The sequence below is a fragment of the Geothrix oryzae genome, from assembly GCF_030295385.1.
Lineage (GTDB): Bacteria > Acidobacteriota > Holophagae > Holophagales > Holophagaceae > Geothrix > Geothrix oryzae.
This window is the reverse complement of sequence record NZ_AP027079.1, coordinates 2,245,325-2,261,495: the sequence shown is the minus strand read 5'-3', so window position 1 is coordinate 2,261,495 and position 16,171 is coordinate 2,245,325. Positions and strand designations below refer to the sequence as shown.

The 16,171-nt window shown below is 68.8% G+C and carries 17 protein-coding genes and 2 tRNA genes; 8 read left to right on the top strand and 11 right to left on the bottom strand.

Annotation, left to right across the window (positions count from 1 at the left end; translation table 11 throughout):
- Positions 1-20: 20 nt before the first annotated feature.
- Both QUD34_RS10460 and QUD34_RS10455 read left to right on the top strand, forming a co-directional pair.
- Positions 21-2,135: a protein kinase domain-containing protein gene (locus tag QUD34_RS10460; protein ID WP_286353646.1), complete on the top strand. Its 2,115-nt coding sequence runs from the start codon at positions 21-23 to the stop codon at positions 2,133-2,135.
- Positions 2,136-2,267: 132 nt separating this feature from the next.
- Entirely contained in the window at positions 2,268-2,498 is a 231-nt protein-coding gene (locus QUD34_RS10455; protein WP_286353645.1) for a hypothetical protein, read from the top strand.
- Positions 2,499-2,542: 44 nt separating this feature from the next.
- Here the strand turns inward: QUD34_RS10455 and QUD34_RS10450 are convergent, their stop codons facing one another.
- The 3 genes from QUD34_RS10450 to asd are packed head-to-tail and all read right to left on the bottom strand — an operon-like array spanning position 2,543 to position 4,385.
- Positions 2,543-2,791 carry a hypothetical protein gene (locus QUD34_RS10450; protein WP_286353644.1) on the bottom strand — a complete coding sequence of 83 codons (249 nt, stop codon included), beginning with the start codon at positions 2,789-2,791 and terminating at the stop codon, positions 2,543-2,545.
- The gene (scpB, locus tag QUD34_RS10445; RefSeq protein ID WP_286353643.1) at positions 2,788-3,456 is read right to left on the bottom strand and encodes an SMC-Scp complex subunit ScpB; all 669 of its coding nucleotides are present in this window, start codon (positions 3,454-3,456) and stop codon (positions 2,788-2,790) included. Before scpB ends, QUD34_RS10450 begins: the two co-directional genes overlap by 4 nt.
- Positions 3,453-4,385, bottom strand: coding sequence for an archaetidylserine decarboxylase (gene asd, locus QUD34_RS10440; RefSeq protein WP_286353642.1), 933 nt, complete (start codon positions 4,383-4,385; stop codon positions 3,453-3,455). Before asd ends, scpB begins: the two co-directional genes overlap by 4 nt.
- A 32-nt stretch (positions 4,386-4,417) precedes the next feature.
- On the opposite strand from asd, the gene QUD34_RS10435 reads away from it, so the two are divergent.
- From QUD34_RS10435 to QUD34_RS10420, 4 genes are all read left to right on the top strand, one after another.
- Positions 4,418-5,005, top strand: coding sequence for a HutD/Ves family protein (locus QUD34_RS10435; protein WP_286353641.1), 588 nt, complete (start codon positions 4,418-4,420; stop codon positions 5,003-5,005).
- 116 nt (positions 5,006-5,121) lie between these two features.
- Complete coding sequence (locus QUD34_RS10430) at positions 5,122-6,270, top strand: ABC transporter substrate-binding protein (protein WP_286353640.1); 1,149 nt, start codon at positions 5,122-5,124, stop codon at positions 6,268-6,270.
- Positions 6,271-6,311: 41 nt separating this feature from the next.
- Entirely contained in the window at positions 6,312-7,100 is a 789-nt protein-coding gene (locus QUD34_RS10425) for a sulfite exporter TauE/SafE family protein (RefSeq protein ID WP_286353639.1), read from the top strand.
- A 58-nt stretch (positions 7,101-7,158) separates the two neighbouring features.
- On the top strand, positions 7,159-7,674 hold the full coding sequence (locus QUD34_RS10420) for a hypothetical protein (protein WP_286353638.1): 516 nt from the start codon (positions 7,159-7,161) through the stop codon (positions 7,672-7,674).
- A gap of 2 nt (positions 7,675-7,676) precedes the next feature.
- Here QUD34_RS10420 and QUD34_RS10415 read toward each other — a convergent pair whose 3' ends face one another.
- From QUD34_RS10415 to QUD34_RS10390, 6 genes are all read right to left on the bottom strand, one after another.
- A complete protein-coding gene (locus tag QUD34_RS10415) occupies positions 7,677-8,189 on the bottom strand; it encodes a hemerythrin domain-containing protein (protein WP_286353637.1) in 513 nt (170 codons plus the stop codon).
- 195 nt (positions 8,190-8,384) lie between these two features.
- Positions 8,385-8,475: transfer RNA gene (locus tag QUD34_RS10410), tRNA-Ser, on the bottom strand.
- Between the two features lie 76 nt (positions 8,476-8,551).
- On the bottom strand, positions 8,552-10,006 hold the full coding sequence (locus QUD34_RS10405; RefSeq protein ID WP_286353636.1) for an aminoacyl-histidine dipeptidase: 1,455 nt from the start codon (positions 10,004-10,006) through the stop codon (positions 8,552-8,554).
- A gap of 552 nt (positions 10,007-10,558) precedes the next feature.
- Positions 10,559-10,648, bottom strand: a tRNA-Ser gene (locus QUD34_RS10400).
- Positions 10,649-10,709: 61 nt separating this feature from the next.
- Positions 10,710-11,108, bottom strand: coding sequence for a hypothetical protein (locus QUD34_RS10395; RefSeq protein WP_286353635.1), 399 nt, complete (start codon positions 11,106-11,108; stop codon positions 10,710-10,712).
- 31 nt (positions 11,109-11,139) lie between these two features.
- Positions 11,140-12,366, bottom strand: coding sequence for a c-type cytochrome (locus QUD34_RS10390; protein ID WP_286353634.1), 1,227 nt, complete (start codon positions 12,364-12,366; stop codon positions 11,140-11,142).
- A gap of 125 nt (positions 12,367-12,491) precedes the next feature.
- On the opposite strand from QUD34_RS10390, the gene QUD34_RS10385 reads away from it, so the two are divergent.
- Together QUD34_RS10385 and QUD34_RS10380 are read left to right on the top strand one after the other, a co-directional pair.
- Entirely contained in the window at positions 12,492-13,133 is a 642-nt protein-coding gene (locus QUD34_RS10385) for a helix-turn-helix transcriptional regulator (RefSeq protein WP_286353633.1), read from the top strand.
- A gap of 101 nt (positions 13,134-13,234) precedes the next feature.
- Positions 13,235-14,281, top strand: a complete 1,047-nt coding sequence (locus QUD34_RS10380; RefSeq protein ID WP_375380021.1) for a DUF2891 domain-containing protein — start codon at positions 13,235-13,237, stop codon at positions 14,279-14,281.
- A gap of 19 nt (positions 14,282-14,300) precedes the next feature.
- Here QUD34_RS10380 and QUD34_RS10375 read toward each other — a convergent pair whose 3' ends face one another.
- Both QUD34_RS10375 and tadA read right to left on the bottom strand, forming a co-directional pair.
- The gene (locus QUD34_RS10375; RefSeq protein ID WP_286353631.1) at positions 14,301-15,455 is read right to left on the bottom strand and encodes a diguanylate cyclase; all 1,155 of its coding nucleotides are present in this window, start codon (positions 15,453-15,455) and stop codon (positions 14,301-14,303) included.
- Positions 15,456-15,468: 13 nt separating this feature from the next.
- Positions 15,469-15,924: a tRNA adenosine(34) deaminase TadA gene (gene tadA, locus QUD34_RS10370; protein ID WP_375380020.1), complete on the bottom strand. Its 456-nt coding sequence runs from the start codon at positions 15,922-15,924 to the stop codon at positions 15,469-15,471.
- Positions 15,925-16,171: the final 247 nt, after the last annotated feature.

The following is a 16,171-nucleotide window of genomic DNA, read 5'->3' as shown; positions in this document are numbered from 1 at the left end:
ACTGCATCTTCTGGATCCCAATGCCCCGTCCCCTGCTTCTCATCGTGGAAGGCGAATCCTACCGGACGCCTGGTCTGGTCTCCGCCATGGAGGGGGACGGCTGGGCCGTGCGCTGGGTGGGGGCCGCCGGAGCGGAATCCTTCCTGCAGACGGGCCTGGATCCGGACCTGCTCCTGGTGGAGCTGGCTTCGCCGGAGGCCGTGGGCCACCGCCTGGTCCAGGTCCTCCGGGAACGGCGGCCCACCCTTCCGGTGCTGGCCTGGGTGGGCGAGCAGGCGGCCGAGGCGCGCGGGAAGCTCGACCTCCAGGGTTTCCTGGAACAGTCCGGATCCGAGGCGGAGATCCTCGCGGCCCTGCGCCGCTACCGCCCGGAGGACACCCAGCTCACCACGGACGACATCTTCGGGGACCTTCTGGCCGACCTGGAGCGGGGAGCGGATGTGGGCCCCAGCCCAGGCGTTTCTTCGAGCCCGGTTTCGAGTCCGGTCTCGAACCTGGAGCCCAGGCCGGAACCGCCGGCCGATCCCTTCTCCCTGTTCGAGGGGGGGGCGGGGTGGTCCCCCGAGGCGGATGGTCATCCGGTCTCCCAGCCCCCGCTCAGCGCCGCGGACATCTTCGGCCGGGTGATCGAGGAGGTGGAGGCCCTCCCTGTGCCCCGGGTCATCCCCCAGGCCGTCCCCCGGGCGGTGCCCCTTCCTGTGGCCGTTCCTGAGCGGGGCAACCTGCCGGTGGCCGCCGTGAAGGTCGCGGAACCGCTGAGACCCGCCGCCGCACCGCAGGCTCCGGTCGCCCCCCCGCCAGCCCTGACCGAACCGCTGGGGCCCTCGGACTTCACCCTCAGCGGGATCTCGGGCGTGAACGATCCCTTCGAGTGGGCCGGGGAGGGGGCCTCCGCGCCTCCCGCCGCGCCGCCTGTGGCCCGGCCGGCCGCGGGTGGGGCTCCGGAGGTGCTCGAGGAGTACGGGAACTACTTCCTGCTGGAGAAGATCGCCATCGGCGGCATGGCGGAACTGTTCAAGGCCCAGCAGCGCGGCGTGCAGGGTTTCCAGAAGATCGTGGCCATCAAGCGGATCCTGCCGCACTTCAGCGACAACGAGGACTTCGTCACGATGTTCATCGACGAGGCCAAGCTGGCGGCCCAGCTGACCCACCCGAACATCGTCCAGATCTTCGACCTGGGGAAGGCCGGCAGCTCGCACTACATCGCCATGGAATATGTGAACGGCCGGGATCTGCGCACCCTGCTGCGGAAGGTGCGGGAATACGGGCAGCCCTTCCCGGAGCAGATCGCGGCCTTCGTGGTGATGAAGGTGGCTGCGGCGCTTGACTACGCGCACCGGAAGCGGGGCTTCGACGACCGCGAGCTCAAGCTGGTCCACCGGGACATCAGCCCGCAGAATGTGATCCTCTCGACCGAAGGCGCCGTGAAGCTGGTGGACTTCGGCATCGCCAAGGCGGCCAACAAGGCCAGCCACACGGTGGCCGGCGCGCTCAAGGGCAAGCTGCTCTACATGAGCCCCGAGCAGGCCACGGGACAGCCCCTGGACAACCGGTCGGACCTGTATTCGCTGGGCCTCGTGCTCTTCGAACTGCTCACGGGGGAACGGTGCTTCCAGGCGGATTCCGAGCTGGGCGTGCTGGAGAAGGTGCGCCTGGGCCGGGTGTCGGACCTGCACGCCCTGAATCCCAATGTGTCCAGGGACATGGTGGCCATCGTGAACCGGGCCCTCCAGAAGAGCGTGGATCACCGCTACCCCTCCGCCCGGTTCATGGAGCGGGACCTCCGCGACTACCTCCAGCGCCTGGGGACACCCATCGCCGAGCACGATGTGGCCGAGTATGTGAATGCCCTGCTCAACGGCACCCGGGAGCGGCTGGAACACCTGGTGGCGACCCAATTCCCCGTGCCCACCAGCCTCACCAGCGGGGCCTACCGGTCCATGGGCGACCACACCGGCACCACGGCCCCGTACGGACGCGCTCCCGTCACTGCCAGCGAGGCGTCGCCGCAGGAGCCCGCGGCGGATCTCCCGGAACCGCCCAAGACGGTCGTCCGGCCGCGCTGGCTGCTGCCCCTGATCCTCGGACTGGCCGTGCTCCTGGTGGTCATGCTGGCCATCGCCCGGTGGTCCTGACCCGCTGATCCTCGGGCCCTCGGGTCTGTTTCGCCGGCACGCTGCCGGGGGCATTGTGATGAACCGCAAGGCTCCAACCGGGGTAGACTCGGGGTTTCCCCCTTGTGTCCCCTTTTTCCGCCAGGAGTTCCCATGGATCTGAGCCAGGACCAGAAGGCCTTCTACGAGACCACCCGCGAGCGCTGCCGCTCCGAGGTGTCCCAGATCAACAACACCATCGCCTCCGAGGTTCAGCGCGTGAAGGATCTGCTCACCAGCCTGAGCAACCGCAAGACCGCCGTGCTGCAGATGTACGGCGCCGCCTGCGAAGTGCTGGGCGAAGAGAACGACCTCGCCGAAGAGTCCATCGAGATCGAGTTCTAGGAATCCGCCGTACGATCCCGGGCGATCCCGGACGATCCGTCGGGCTATCCGTGAATCCGCATCAGCGGAGCGGCGCATTTCTGGCAGTTGCTCTGGTGGGGCGGATTCTTCTTGCCGCAGTGGCTGCACACGAGGGTGTGGGCCCGCTTGCGGCGCCACATCCTCAGGTATAGGAATCCGAGGATCAGCACCAGCAGGCCGCCCTTCTGCCAGGGCTGGAGGAAGACGCCCGTGGGGCTTTCCGCCTTGGGCTTGGCGGGCTGTTCTTCGAGGCTGAGGGTGGGCTGGTTCATGGTTCGGCGCTTTCGTCGGGAGAATCGTCTGCCAGCATGCCCTCGCCGAAGAGGCCGTCTTCGGGAAGGGGCGGCTCCAGGGCGGCCAGGGCTTCGGCCTCGAGGCGGCCCTCGCCGAAATCCGCCAGCTGGGGCAGGTCGTGCAGGCCCTTCAGGCCGAAGTGCAGCAGGAAGGCCTGGGTGGTGGCGTAGGTCATGGGGCGGCCCACCACGGGCTTGCGTCCGGCGGGCGTGATGAGCTGGCGCTCCATGAGGCTCTTCACCTGGTTGGCGCTGCTGGTGACGCCCCGGATGGCGTTCAGCTCAGTGATGGTGACGGGCTGGCGGTAGGCGATGATGGCCAGCGCCTCGATCTGGGCCGGTGTGAGCTTGCCGCTGCGGGTGGTGGTCACCAGGCGCGAGACCATCTCCTTGTAGACGGGGCTGGTGGCCATGCGCCAGCCCCCGCCCACTTCCAACAGGCGCAGTCCGGAAGCGCCCTGCAGGCGCTCCTGCAGCTTCTCGATGCCCTGCTGGAGGGCCCCGTCGCCCAGGCCCGTCAGCTCGCGGAGCCGCGCCAGGTCGAGCACTTCGCCGGCGGCGGTGAACAGGGCTTCCAGGGCCCCTGGAAGGTCGCCGCCCTCATCCCAGAGCGGATCCTGGTGGAAGATCTCGGAATCGTTCACCGGTAGGCTCCCAGCCGTTGGCCCATGCGGACGGCGCCTTCGGCGCGCAGCGGTGCCCAGTCCTTGGCTCTCGGGCCGCCCACGAGCAGCACCACCGTGGAGCCGAATTCGAAGGTGCCGAGGTCCTCGCCGGGGGCGCAGGGCAGCAGGCTCACGGGGAACCCCCCATCCTTGGGCAGGTCGCGACCCCCGAGCCAGCGCCCGTCGATCAAGACTCCGCCCACATGCGTGGCGCCCACGAGCACCGCAGCCACCTCCAGGCCCTCGCAGGGACCGGTTCCCAGGGCGATCCAGGTCGCGCGGCGGTTGCGCTCGTAGAGGCGGGGGACATGGCCCGTGCTGGCGTCGTTCACGGGCCACAGCTCGCCTTCCACATGGCTGACGGCGCTGACGCGGCCCTCCAGCGGCACATGGATGCGGTGGTAGTCCTTCGGCGAGAGATACAGGGTGAGGTAGTGGCCGCCGTCGAAGCGCTCGGCGCCCCGCTCGTGCTTGAGCAGTTCCGCCACGCGGTAGGGCAGGCCCTTGGCCTGGATGGCGGTGCCGGCCTCGATGCGGCCGCTGGCGATGATGCGGGCATCCACAGGGCTGTTGAGGTAGCCCGGGAGGGGCCCATCCTGGGGGCGGAGGCCCGGCCTGAGCCGGCGGGTGAACAGGGCCTGGAGGCTGGGGTAGTCGGCCAGGGGCAACTCGGCCTCGGTGAGATCGATGCCGTAGTGCCGGGCGAAGCGGCCCAGCAAGGGCTCGCGCCAGGCCGCCGGCAGGCGCTTGGCAGCCGCCCAGCCCACCACGCGGGAGCCCAGCTTCTTGGGATAGAGGCCCAGCAGCCTCAGGGGCAGGGGGCCGGGCGTCCAGATCAGCACATAGAGCGCCCAGACCAGGGCGAGGACGAGCGCGACGCGCGCCGGTGGGGGCCAAGACAGATGCATCCCACCAGAATAGCCGTCTGTAGAATCGATCGATGGATTGGATCCACCTGAAGCCCGCGGATGGCCGCCTCATGCCCTGGAAGAACGGCGGAGGCCGGACCCTGGAGATCCTCGTGGACCCTCCCGGCGCCACGGTGGATATGGGATTCGGCTGGCGCCTCAGCTCGGCGGAGGTGGCCGTTTCCGGTCCCTTTTCGGCCTTCCCGGGCCTCGAGCGGACCCTGCTGCTCCTGGAGGGAGCCGGATTCGTCCTGGACCTGGGGTCCCGGGGGCAGGCTGTGGTGCGGGATCCCCTGATCCCCTTCGTGTTCTCCGGCGATTGGCCCGTGTCCGCGAGCCTGGTGGACGGCCCCTGCACCGACTTCAATGTGATGGCGGACCCCCGCCGGTGCCGAGCGCGCGTCGAGGCCTTCCGCCTGGAGGCCCCCCGCCCCCTGGATCTGGGAGCGGCCACGGTGGCGATCTTCGTCGCCCGGGGCACGGTGTCGGTACCGTCGCTGGGCCTGCACCTGGGCCAGAGGCACACGCTGCGGGTCGATGCCGGCGTCGGGGCCCTGGCCCTGGCTCCGGGGCTGGGCGGGGCGGGCCTGGTGGTGGTCCGGGTGGATCCGAAGGGGTGACCTCCAGATCTGACGCTCGGACCCGATCCTCAGACCCGATCCTCAGACTTGGTCCCGGGCCTTGACCTGCGGGGGGGCAGGCCCCACGCTTCAGCACCCACCCCCCAGGAGGCCCCATGAACCGAGGGATTCTTTCCCTGCTGCTGGCATCCGGTCTCGCCCTGCAGGGCCAGGCGCCGTTGAAGATCGGCGTCATCAACTGCGCGACCGGCACCCAGGCCCCCATCGGCGAGTACATGAGCAACGGCTACAAGCTGGCCCTGGAGGATCTGCTGAAGAAGGGCATCAAGGTGGAACTGGTGATCGAGGACGACACGGGCAAGCCCCAGGTGTCCATGTCCGCCATGGAGAAGCTCGTCACCCGCGATCGCGTGGCGGCCGTGGTGGGCCCCTACAGCTCCGCCTGCGCCAACGCGGTCTCAAAGCTGGCCGAGAAGTACAAGGTGCCGCTCCTGGTGCCCGTGGCCTCGAAGGAGGACATCACGCGCCAGAACCAGAAGTTCGTCTTCCGCCTCAGCGCCACCACCGAGGACTACGCCTCCATCCTCATTTCCATGGCCCAGAAGCTGGGCCAGCCGAAGACCATGGCGATCCTCAACGAGAACACGGATTTCGGCACCTCCGGCGCCAAGTCGGCCAAGGCCTATGCCGCCCAGGTGGGCATCCAGGTGGTGGCCGAGGAGGCCTACGCGTCAGGCTCGCCGGACTACCGCTCCACCCTGGCCAAGGTCAAGGGCCTCAAGCCCGACCTGGTCTTCATGGTCTCCTATGTGGCCGACGGCATCCTGCTCATGCGGCAGGCGCGGGAGGTGGGCCTCCAGCCCCAGGCCTTCCTGGGCGCAGGCGCGGGCTTCGCCTCCTCCGAGTTCGCCCGCGAGCAGGCCATCTCCAGCCATGTGTTCTCGAGCACCCAGTGGACGACGGATGTGAGCTGGCCCGGGGCCAAGGATTTCGGCAAGCGGTACAAGGCCAAGTTCGGCAAGGACGAAGTCCCCTATCACGCCGCCAATGCCTACGCCTCGATGATGGTGATGGTCGAGACCGCCGCGAAGGCGGGAGGTGATCGCGAGAAGACCCGCGCGGCGCTGCGCGAGGGCACCTGGAACGGCATCATGGGCCCGGTGCGGTTCGTGGACTACAACGGCTACACGAACCAGAACCGGCACCAGATGCTGGTGGAGCAGATCCAGAACGGAAAGCACGAAACCGTGTGGCCGCCGGAGTACGGTACGAAGAAACCGGTGTATCCCTTCCGGTGGAAGTAGCCGCCTTCTGATTGTCCGCCGGGCCTGTCATCTTGGATGGCATGCACATCGGACACGCGTTCACGGTCATGGCGGCGGCCTTCCTCGCCGGAGCCATCAATTCCATCGCAGGGGGCGGCACGCTCGTGTCGTTCCCCGCGCTGCTGGGCATCGGCCTCACGGGCCAGCAGGCGAATGTCACCAGCACCATCGCCCTGTGGCCCGGCTCCATCGGCGGGTTCTGGGGCCACCGCGAGGACCTGGCGGGGACGAAGGAATTCGCCCTGCGGCTGATGCCGGTCTCGCTCCTCGGCGGCGCGCTCGGGGCCTGGCTCATGCTGGTGACGCCTCAGAAGGTCTTCGATCAGCTGGTGCCCTGGCTGATCCTGGCGGCCACGGTGCTGCTGGCGGCCAATGATCCGGTCAACAAGCTGCTGAAGAAGATCGGAGGCCACGACCGGACGGCCGGATGGTGGATCGGGGCAATGGTCTTCCAGTTCATCGTCGGCATCTACGGCGGCTACTTCGGTGCCGGCATCGGCATCCTGATGCTTGCGGCCCTGAGCCTGCTGGGGCTCACGGACATCCACCAGATGAACGGCCTGAAGAACCTGCTGGCCCTCTGCATCAACGGCGTGGCGATCTTCGCGTTCCTGGGGATGGAATACCTGCGCCATCCGGGCAATGTCCAGTGGGGCATCGTGGGCCTCATGGCCGTCGCCGCGGGCCTGGGCGGGCTCTTCGGCTCCCACATGGCCCACCGCGTGGGTCGCACCACCGTGCGCTTCGGCGTCATCAGCATCGGGTTCGTCCTGACGGCCTGGTATTTCTACAAGACCTACGCCGCCTGAGGCGACTGGCAGGTCGGGTGTGTTAGGGTGGTGGCCACATCCCCCAAGGAGGCCCCCCATGCGACTGCTGCCCGTGGGTTCCCGTGCCCTCGCCCCCGCCCTGACCCTGGTTCTGTCCTTCGCATCGGCCTTGGCTCTGGCCGCCGCACCGCCCCCCCAGGCGAAAGACTGCGTCGCCTGCCACGACCAGGTGGACCTGGAGGCGTTCCGCCCCCGCGCCCACGGCGGCTTGGCCTGCGTCCAGTGCCACACGGCCATCACCGAGCTCCCGCATCCCGAAAAACTGCCGCCGGTGAAGTGCGCCCGCTGCCATGCCCACGAGGCCAAGGACTACGCCAACAGCGTGCATGGCCTGGCCCGCATGAAGGGGAAGGACCACGCGGCCACCTGCGCCTCCTGCCACGGCAAGGCCCATGAGATCGTCACGAAGAGCGATCCGGCTTCCAAGGTGGCCCGGAAGAACATGGACGCCACCTGCGGCAAGTGCCACGACGGGGCCTTCCTGGACAAGCTCAACACCCGGCTCCCCCATCGCGCTTCGCGGATGGACCTCAAGAAGATGCCCGGGAAGTAGGGTCAGGGTTCGTGGCGCCGCGGGAGGAAGGCCAGTTCCCGGGCCACTTCCCGGATGATCCACGTTCGTTCCGCCCCGGGCAGCCGGTCCGCCTCCGGGTAGATCCGGTCCTCCTCGAGGGCGTTGTGCGCGGTCAGGCGCAGCTGCACCGCCTCCATCGCCGCCCGGGCTGAAGTCAGGTCGGGTGACGGGCCGCGCAGGCCCTGCACGGCGGTCGCCAGGGTGGCCATGAAGAAGTCGTGGTCCTCGCGAAGGGCCTGAAGCGCCGTCTGGAGATCGGGCTGACCCTGCGCCAATGCCGGAAAGACCACCTTGTGCTCGGCGCGGATGTGAACGGCCAGGCGCATCCAGATCCGGTCCAGCGCCCGGTGGGCCCCGTCCGGCAGCCCGTCCTCCATGGCCGTCTGCGCCTCGATGAAGAGGCCGTCGATCGCGCGGTGGTCGGCCGCCAGCCCGGCGGTCAGGGAACGGTCTCGGGGATCGTCGGCCGGGGGCCGCTGGGAGAATTCGCTCAACGAAGGACCTCCTTCCGGCCAAGCCTGCGGTGGGAGAAGAACGAATCAACCAGTTCGATACCCGCTTCGCGGTGGTTCAAGGCAGGGGCCTTCGGTTCTCTCCCCTGGTATCTCGGAACAGGATACGCCCGGAACAAGCCGGTCCACGAACGGCGGGCCATCATGAAAGAAGCCGCCTGGCGGCGGCTTCCATACTGGCGGAGAGTGGGGGATTCGAACCCCCGAACGGCTTTTGACCGTTACACGATTTCCAATCGTGCTCCTTCAGCCACTCGGACAACTCTCCCGTGGCTCCGCTGATCGGCGGAAGCAGCAAGGTTATCACGGCCCCGGCTGCGGGCCAAGGGCCGTGATCGGAGGGGCTACACGGCCTCGAGAACCGCCACCAGCAGCTTCCAGAAGTTGCCGACGGAGGGGATGCTCACATGCTCGTCGGGGGTGTGCACATCCCACATGTCGGGGCCGAAGGAGACCATCTCCATGGCGGGGTATTTCTCGCCGATGAGGCCGCATTCCAGGCCGGCGTGGATGGCCTTGATGCCCATGGCCTTGCCGAAGACTTTCGCATGGACGCCGTTCACGACCTTCACCAGCGAGGCGTTGGGCTCGGGCTTCCAGCCGGGGTAGCCGTCGCCGCGCTTCGTGGTGAAGCCCGCCAGGCGGCAGATGGCCTGGACGCGATCGGCCACGGCGTACTTGGCGCTTTCGACGGAGGAGCGGTGGCTGAGGCAGACCTCCACCTGGTTGCCCTGGGTGGCGATCATGGCGAGGTTGGTGGAGGACTGCACCAGCCCGGGGATGTCGGGGCTCATGGCCACCACGCCGTGCACCATGCCGAACAGGAAGTCGGTCACCGCATCGGCGTCATCGGCGGCGAAGGCCTGGGCCGGGGCCTCCGAGGCGGGGCTCAGGTCCAGGGCCAGGGTCGGGTCGAAGGCGCCCAGTTCGTCCTGGATCTCCTTCTGGAGCGTCGCCAGCGCGGCCTTCAGGGCGGGTTCCTTGGCGGGGTTCAGGAACACCGTGGCCGAGGCTTCGCGGGGAATGGCGTTGCGCTTGTTGCCGCCAGTGAAGGAGGCCACCTGGAGATCGAAGGCGGGCACCACCCGGAAGAGGATCTGGCCCAGGATGCGCAGCGCATTGCCGCGGCCCTGGTGGATCTCCATGCCGGAGTGGCCGCCCTTGAGGCCCAGCACCTTCACGCGGTAGGCCTTCGAGCCAGGGGCGGGGGCCACGAGCTTCATGGTCTTCGTGGCGACGGTGTCCATGCCTCCCGCGCAGCCGATGGTGAGGTCGCCCTCCTCCTCGCTGTCGAGGTTGAGGAAGTACTTGCCCTTGAGAAGTCCGGGCTGGAGGTTGCCCGCGCCCGTGAGGCCCGTCTCCTCGTCGATGGTGATGAGGAACTCCAGCGGCCCGTGGGCGATGTCCTTGGCGGCCATCACGGCCATGGCCGCGGCCACGCCGATGCCGTTGTCGGCGCCCAGCGTGGTGCCGCTGGCGCGCAGCACATCACCGTCGCGCACCACCCGGATGGGATCCTTCAGGAAGTCGTGCTGGGTGCCCTCGTTCTTCTCGCAGACCATGTCCACATGGGCCTGGAGCACGGTGATGGGCGCCTTCTCGCGGCCCGGGGTCGCGGGCTTGCGGACGATGACATTGCCGATGGCATCCTGCTGCGCGTCCAGCCCCATGGCCTTCGCCTGGTCCAGCACCCACTTGGCCGCCGCCTGCTCCTGCTTGGATCCGCGCGGGATCTTCGACAGCTCCAGGAAGTAGGACCAGATGGCTTTCGGTTCGAGGGATTCGAGCAGCGCGTCCACAAAACCTCCATGCGCCCAGCCAGGCAGCCGGGGCGGTTCCATCAACTGTACCGGCCGGGAAAGGGGCAGGGCGTGACGGGGATCACGGGTGCCGGGAGGACGCGACTTCGAATCCCTCTCCCTCCGCCAATGAAAGCGCCCCGCTGCGGCGGGGCGCAGATGGATCGGGCATCGGGATTCCCTCCGGGGCCACGGCTGCGCCGCGTCCCCTCCGGCCGCACGAAAGGCTGGCACGCCGCTTCACGGCCCCGACAGCCCCCCGGGCTGCCGAGGCCTACGGCTACCTGCCAGCCTTTCAGTGACTTCGAATCCCTCTCTCTCCGCCAATGAAAGCGCCCCGCTGGGCGGGGCGCAGATGGATCGGGCATCGGGATTCCCTCCGGGGCCACGGCTGCGCCGCGTCCCCTCCGGCCGCACGAAAGGCTGGCACGCCGCTTCACGGCCCCGACAGCCCCCCGGGCTGCCGAGGCCTACGGCTACCTGCCAGCCTTTCAGTGACTTCGAATCCCTCTCCCTCCGCCAATGAAAGCGCCCCGCTGAGCGGGGCGCAGATGGCGGAGAGAGAGGGATTCGAACCCCCGAACAGGTTTCCCCGTCTCCGCATTTCGAGTGCGGTGCCATCAACCACTCGGCCATCTCTCCGGAACGGTCATTCTATCAAACCGGCGGGGAGAATCCAGCCTCGGGGAGGTGCGGGCGGGCTTCATCCCGGGATCCGGCCTTCGGCCACGGCCTGCCGGGCCTCTGTGAGCTGGGCCAAGGTGAGCGCGGCGAGGGCGAGCAGGAGGTCGCGGACCGCCACATCGAGGAAGGCGCCCATGGCGAGCAGGTTCAGGGCGATGCCCACGAGCCAGGCCGCGGCCACATAGGCGCCCAGGCGGGTCCAGCGGGTGAGGATGGCGAGACCCACGGCCATCTCCACCAACCCGATGGCGTGCATGAAGGTCGCGGGGGAGACGGGGATCAGGCGCAGCGCCAGGGGATTCAGGTAGAGCTCCCACTTGGCGAGAAGGTTGAAGTACTTGTCCAGTCCGGCCAGGAAGGGCGCGGCGCCGAGGCCGATGCGCAGGGCCCACCAGCTCGAATTCATTTTGTCGTTCATGGTCAGGTTCCTTTCTTTCGGGAGATGGGGCTCACAGGCTCTTCAGGTACTGGACGAGGTCGGCCTTCTGGGCGCTCGTCAGCCCGAGGCCCTTCCGGGCGTCGTAGGTCTCGACGACCGCGTCCAGCGAGGGGGCGGTGCCGTTGTGGAAGTAGGGCGCGTGCTGCCACAGCCCGGCCAGGGGGGCGGTCCGGTACTGCCTGGTGGCGCTCCGCGAGGCGTAGCTGGGCACGCCCGCCGGTTCGGGTTCGCTGACCACTTCGCTGGGTGGGTGCAGCCGGATATTGGCGTCGGTCAACGCCGGGCCCGAGTGGCAGGTGGCGCATTTCCCCGGGCCATCGAAGACCGCCTTGCCCCGGACCGCCGCGGCGGCATCGAAGCTTCCGGCCGGCGGCCGCGGCGCGGTGAGGCTCAGCTGGTAGGCCTGGAGGGCTGGCAGCTTGGCGGACACCAGGTCGGTGGTGCCGTGCGTCACGCTCACGCCGGTGCGGGGCTCGGAGAAGCTTCCCTGGCCGCCCATCTGGGTCACGGCCACATACCGGTTCCAGTAGGCGAGGTCGCTGCCGTCGCCGGTGGCGGTGACGCTGTGCACGCCCAGGAGTCCGTAGGCGGGCGGGATCACCTGGGGCCCGTTCTGCCCGTCGAGGTTGAAGCGGGGATCGTACCTCCCCTTGCCCCAGGAGGCGTAGACGGCCTTGGCGCCCGAGGGCACTGCGGGGGAGAGGGCGATGATGGCGCCCGGATTGAGGTCGCGGTTGGCCCAGCCGTCCAGGCGCCTGCCGATGCCCGGCGCGAAGGAATCGTCCACGGTCGAGTGGCACAGCGCGCAGGTGATGCCGACCCGGGTCAGGGTGTCCTTCCCGTTGACGCTCTCCACCGTGCCCTTCACGCCCACGACGGCGTTGAGCTTCAGCAGGGCCACCGTCGTGGCGGGATCCGTCAGGCTGATGGCCCCGCTCTGGATCCCCTGGACCACCGCCGGGGGCAGCGCCTCGGCATCCACCTTCAGGCCCACGGACAGGGCGGTGGTGGGATCCACAGCCGAGGCGATCACCTGGTGCATGCCCAGGGCGTCGGTCCAGAAGGCCTCGTCCCCGAAGGTGTCATCGCGGAAGATGGCCTTGCCCTGGGCGACCAGGGCCGGATCCAGGGGCGGTTCGCCCGGAATGGCTCCAGCGCGATGGTTGGAATAGCAGCCGGCGGCGATGAGCAGGGCCGCGACCGGGAGGGTCAGGGCGTATCTCAGAGGCAGTTTCATGATGGACTCCTTGCCCGGGCGGGCGCTTCAGCGGTTCACCACCTGAATCTAGGGGCTCAATAAAAACAAACAAGAATGTTTAAATTGTTTAAACTCTCCTCAGCCGATGCGCCCGGGAGGCGGCCGTGAAGAACCTGCACGACAACCAGCGCAAGATCCTGGAGCACCTGCTCGGCCACCACGAGGGCGCCTCGCTCGATGAGCTGGCGGCGCACCTGGCCCTCACGCGGACCGCGGTGCAGCAACATGTCCTGAGGCTGCTGGATTTCGGCTACCTGACCTACGCGGACACGAAAGGGGCCGTGGGCCGGCCGCGCCGGCGCTACCTGATCTCGGACGAAGGGATCGACACCTTCCCCAAGAAGTACTCCTGGCTGGCCAACGCCATCCTGGCCCAGCTGGCCTCGGACCTGGGGCCGGGCGGCGCGAGAGCCTTCATGAAGAACCTGGCGGGGGCCGTGGCGGCCTCGCTGGAAAGTCCGGTGAGCCCCGCCGATCCGCCCGCGCAGCGGCTGAGGAAGGTCACCGCGCTCATGAACGACCTGGGCTACCGGGCCGTCCTGAAGCCGGGAGAGGCGCCCGGGGAGGCCGCCATCGAGGCCGTCAACTGCGTCTACCACTCCGTGGCCAAAGTGCACCCGGAGCTCTGCCAGTTCGATGTGAGTCTGATCGAGCAGGCCTCCGGTATGAGCGTCCACCTGGAGACCTGCATCGCCAAGGGGGGCGCCGTGTGCCGGTTCTGCGTCTCGAAGGCTGGCCGACGCTGAGGCCAGGTGCTTGGGCCCACCGCCGAGGGCCGCCGCGCCCGCTAGAATCCAGCATCCGGGAGGCTGGCATGAGGGGCGGGCTGAGATTGATTGGCATGGGGATGCTGGGGGTGACGGCAGCGGTGTCGATGTCCGCGCAGGAGGCGGATTTCGCGTTGACGGATGCGGCCGCGGACCGTTTCGCGGCCCTGGCGCTGAAATGCGCACGGCAGGAATACCCGAACAAGCTGGATCATGTGATGAACGGCGCCGGGGAGGTGAAATCCCCGAAGGCGCTGCACCCGGCGTTCTACGGTTGCTTCGACTGGCACTCCTCAGTCCATGGCCACTGGATGCTGGTGCGGCTGCTGCGGACGCATCCGGACATGGCGAAGGCCGCCGAGATCCGCGCGGTGCTCGAAGAGAACCTCGCCCCGGGGCCCTTGGCCGCGGAGGTGGCCTATTTCGACCAGCCCGGCCGACGGAGTTTCGAGCGGACCTACGGCTGGGCCTGGCTGCTCAAGCTGGCGGCGGAGCTGAAGACCTGGGACGCGCCCGAGGCCCGGCGCTGGTCGGCGGCCCTGCAGCCGCTGGCGGATCGCGTGGCGGGGGCCTTCCTGGACTTCCTGCCGAAGCAGACCTATCCCATCCGCACGGGCGTCCATCCCAACTCGGCCTTCAGCCTGGATCTGGCCCTGGACTACGCGCGCGCGGCGAAGGACGCCCGGCTGGAGGCCGCGGTCCTCGATCGGGCGCAGAGCTGGTTTGGCCAGGACCGCCGGGGGCCCCTGGCCTGGGAGCCGGGGGGCGAGGACTTTCTGTCGCCCTGCCTGGAGGAGGCCGCCCTCATGGCGAAAGTCCTGCCCCGGGGCCGCTTCGGCGTGTGGCTCGAGGGCTTCCTGCCGGGGTTGCCCGGAACCCTCGCCCCGGCCCGGGTCTCGGATCGCACCGATCCCAAGATCGTTCACCTGGACGGCCTGAACCTGAGCCGCGCGCGGGCGCTGTATGACCTCGCCCGGACCTTCGGGGCGAAGAACCCCCGGCGGGCGGCCCTGCTGCGCTCCGCCGATCGGCACGCCCGGGCTTCGCTGCCCCATCTGGCCTCCGGCAGCTACGAGGGCGAGCACTGGCTCGCGACCTTCGCCGTGCGGATGCTCGAGGCGCGCTGAGGCTCGAGTCGAGCCCGGCTCAGGCCCGGGACTCCTGCCCCAGGCTCGCGTTCAAGTGGGTGAAGTAGTGGCGGTCCTCCGTGAGGAGGTGGCCCTTCACGAGATCCGTGGCGAGGTAGGTGACCAGACGGCCGAAATCGATCCGGCCCGCCTTCAGCTCCGCCTGCAGGCGGTGGGCGGAGGCGAGGAGCCGGGCGTGCTCGGCGTGGTGCTCCGGAAGATCGGGATAGGCGGCTTTCCGGAGGAGAGCCTCCTCGTCGCGGAAGTGCTTCTCGGCGTGGTGGAGCAGGGTGTCGAGGTGTGACTCCACCACGGCCGGGGGCTGGCCCTCCAGCAGGGCGGAGAGGAGGGCGTTCGAGAGGTCGAACAGCAGGATGTGCTGCTCGTCGATGAGGCGGTGGCCGCTGCCGTAGGCCTCTTCCCAGACCAGTTCGAGCAGGTTCGGGCCCCGCTGGTTGCCGGAAGGGCCCCCATTCCGGCTGGCCATGACCCGGTTGCGTCCCTCGGCCTTGGCCCGGTAGAGCGCCTGATCGGCACGGGCCACCCAGGCCTCCGGGGACTCGCCATCCAGGTATTCCGCCACGCCGGCGCTGAGGGTCATGGGGGCGGCGTTGGGGAAGGGCGTGGCTTCCAGGGCGGTCCGCAGGCGCTCGGCGAGGCTGATGGCCCCCTCGAGGGTGGTGGCGGGGGCCAGGACCAGGAATTCCTCTCCACCCCAGCGGATCAGGGCATCCGAAGTGCGGAGCACGGGCCTGAAGGCGGCCGCGGCGCCGGCCAGCACCGTGTCGCCCACCGGATGGCCGAAGGCATCGTTGATCCGCTTGAAGTGGTCGAGGTCGAGCATGATGAGCGAGAGCGGGGCGCGCCGGCGGCGGGCCAGGCCCATTTCCGAGGCGGCGGCCTCGTCGAACCGGCGCCGGTTCCAGGCGCCGGTGAGCCGATCGAAGCTGGCGGTCTCCTCCATGCGGCTGAGGTCCTCGCGGAGCCGGTCGATCTCGAGGGACAGGTCCGCGGCCAGGTGGCCCAGGGCCCGGCTCCGGGCGGCCGCGCGCCACCAGCCCAGGAGGGCGATGGCGGCGATCCCCGCGGAGAGGATCGGGAAGGCGGGAACCCCCGGCGTGATCAAGGCTTGACTCCAGTAGTCCCCAGCATCGACCAGCCGGGTACCGAACATGAAAATGGCCTCATCAGCCCCGGCGGCGCCGGAAAAAAGCCTGGAGCTGTTCGCGGCACTCGGGCTCCAGCAGCCCGCCCTCGAAGGTGAAGCGGTGGTTCAGGGCGGCGCCGTCGAGCGTGTCCAGCCACCGGCTGACGCCCACCTTGGGATCGGAAGCGCCGAACACCACCCGTCCCACGCGCGCATGGATCAGGGCCCCGAAGCACATGAGGCAGGGCTCCAGCGTCACATAGAGCGTGGCGCCCGTGAGTCGGTAGTTCTTGGCCCAGGATCCGGCGCTGCGCAGGGCCTGGATCTCGGCGTGGGCCGTGGGGTCGTTCAGCTTTACGGGGTGGTTGTGCCCCCGGCCCAGCAGGGCGCCCTCGGAGACGAGCACGGCCCCCACGGGCACCTCGTCCAGGCGATCCGCCTTCTCGGCCTCCTCGAGGGCGAGCTTCATGAAATAGATGTCGTCGCCGCTCCACATCATTCAAGTGTCGCCCGAAACCGCGGCCCGTACATCAGGAACAAAGGAGCAGTATGGCCGATTTTCCCTTGAACAAAAAGGCTGATCCTCGGATTCCCAGGTCGTTACACTCACTTTGATCCTGGAGGATCGAGTCATTTCTCACCGCCCCGCGATGGCTTGGCCTTCGCGGGGTTTTTGCAGGGTTCTTGGCATGGTCCGGGGGGACCGCCCGCCCACGCGGCCCGCGAAGTCCCCCGGAGCCCCC

What these genes read in the sequence shown, in the direction of transcription:
- QUD34_RS10460 (WP_286353646.1), top strand. Translation starts at nt 21, where the DNA reads ATGCCCCGTCCCCTGCTTCTCATCGTGGAAGGCGAATCCTACCGGACG.
- QUD34_RS10455 (WP_286353645.1), top strand. Translation starts at nt 2,268, where the DNA reads ATGGATCTGAGCCAGGACCAGAAGGCCTTCTACGAGACCACCCGCGAG.
- QUD34_RS10450 (WP_286353644.1), bottom strand. Translation starts at nt 2,791, where the DNA reads ATGAACCAGCCCACCCTCAGCCTCGAAGAACAGCCCGCCAAGCCCAAG.
- asd (WP_286353642.1), bottom strand. Translation starts at nt 4,385, where the DNA reads ATGCATCTGTCTTGGCCCCCACCGGCGCGCGTCGCGCTCGTCCTCGCC.
- QUD34_RS10435 (WP_286353641.1), top strand. Translation starts at nt 4,418, where the DNA reads ATGGATTGGATCCACCTGAAGCCCGCGGATGGCCGCCTCATGCCCTGG.
- QUD34_RS10430 (WP_286353640.1), top strand. Translation starts at nt 5,122, where the DNA reads ATGAACCGAGGGATTCTTTCCCTGCTGCTGGCATCCGGTCTCGCCCTG.
- QUD34_RS10425 (WP_286353639.1), top strand. Translation starts at nt 6,312, where the DNA reads ATGCACATCGGACACGCGTTCACGGTCATGGCGGCGGCCTTCCTCGCC.
- QUD34_RS10420 (WP_286353638.1), top strand. Translation starts at nt 7,159, where the DNA reads ATGCGACTGCTGCCCGTGGGTTCCCGTGCCCTCGCCCCCGCCCTGACC.
- QUD34_RS10395 (WP_286353635.1), bottom strand. Translation starts at nt 11,108, where the DNA reads ATGAACGACAAAATGAATTCGAGCTGGTGGGCCCTGCGCATCGGCCTC.
- QUD34_RS10390 (WP_286353634.1), bottom strand. Translation starts at nt 12,366, where the DNA reads ATGAAACTGCCTCTGAGATACGCCCTGACCCTCCCGGTCGCGGCCCTG.
- QUD34_RS10380 (WP_375380021.1), top strand. Translation starts at nt 13,235, where the DNA reads ATGCTGGGGGTGACGGCAGCGGTGTCGATGTCCGCGCAGGAGGCGGAT.
- QUD34_RS10375 (WP_286353631.1), bottom strand. Translation starts at nt 15,455, where the DNA reads ATGTTCGGTACCCGGCTGGTCGATGCTGGGGACTACTGGAGTCAAGCC.
- tadA (WP_375380020.1), bottom strand. Translation starts at nt 15,924, where the DNA reads ATGTGGAGCGGCGACGACATCTATTTCATGAAGCTCGCCCTCGAGGAG.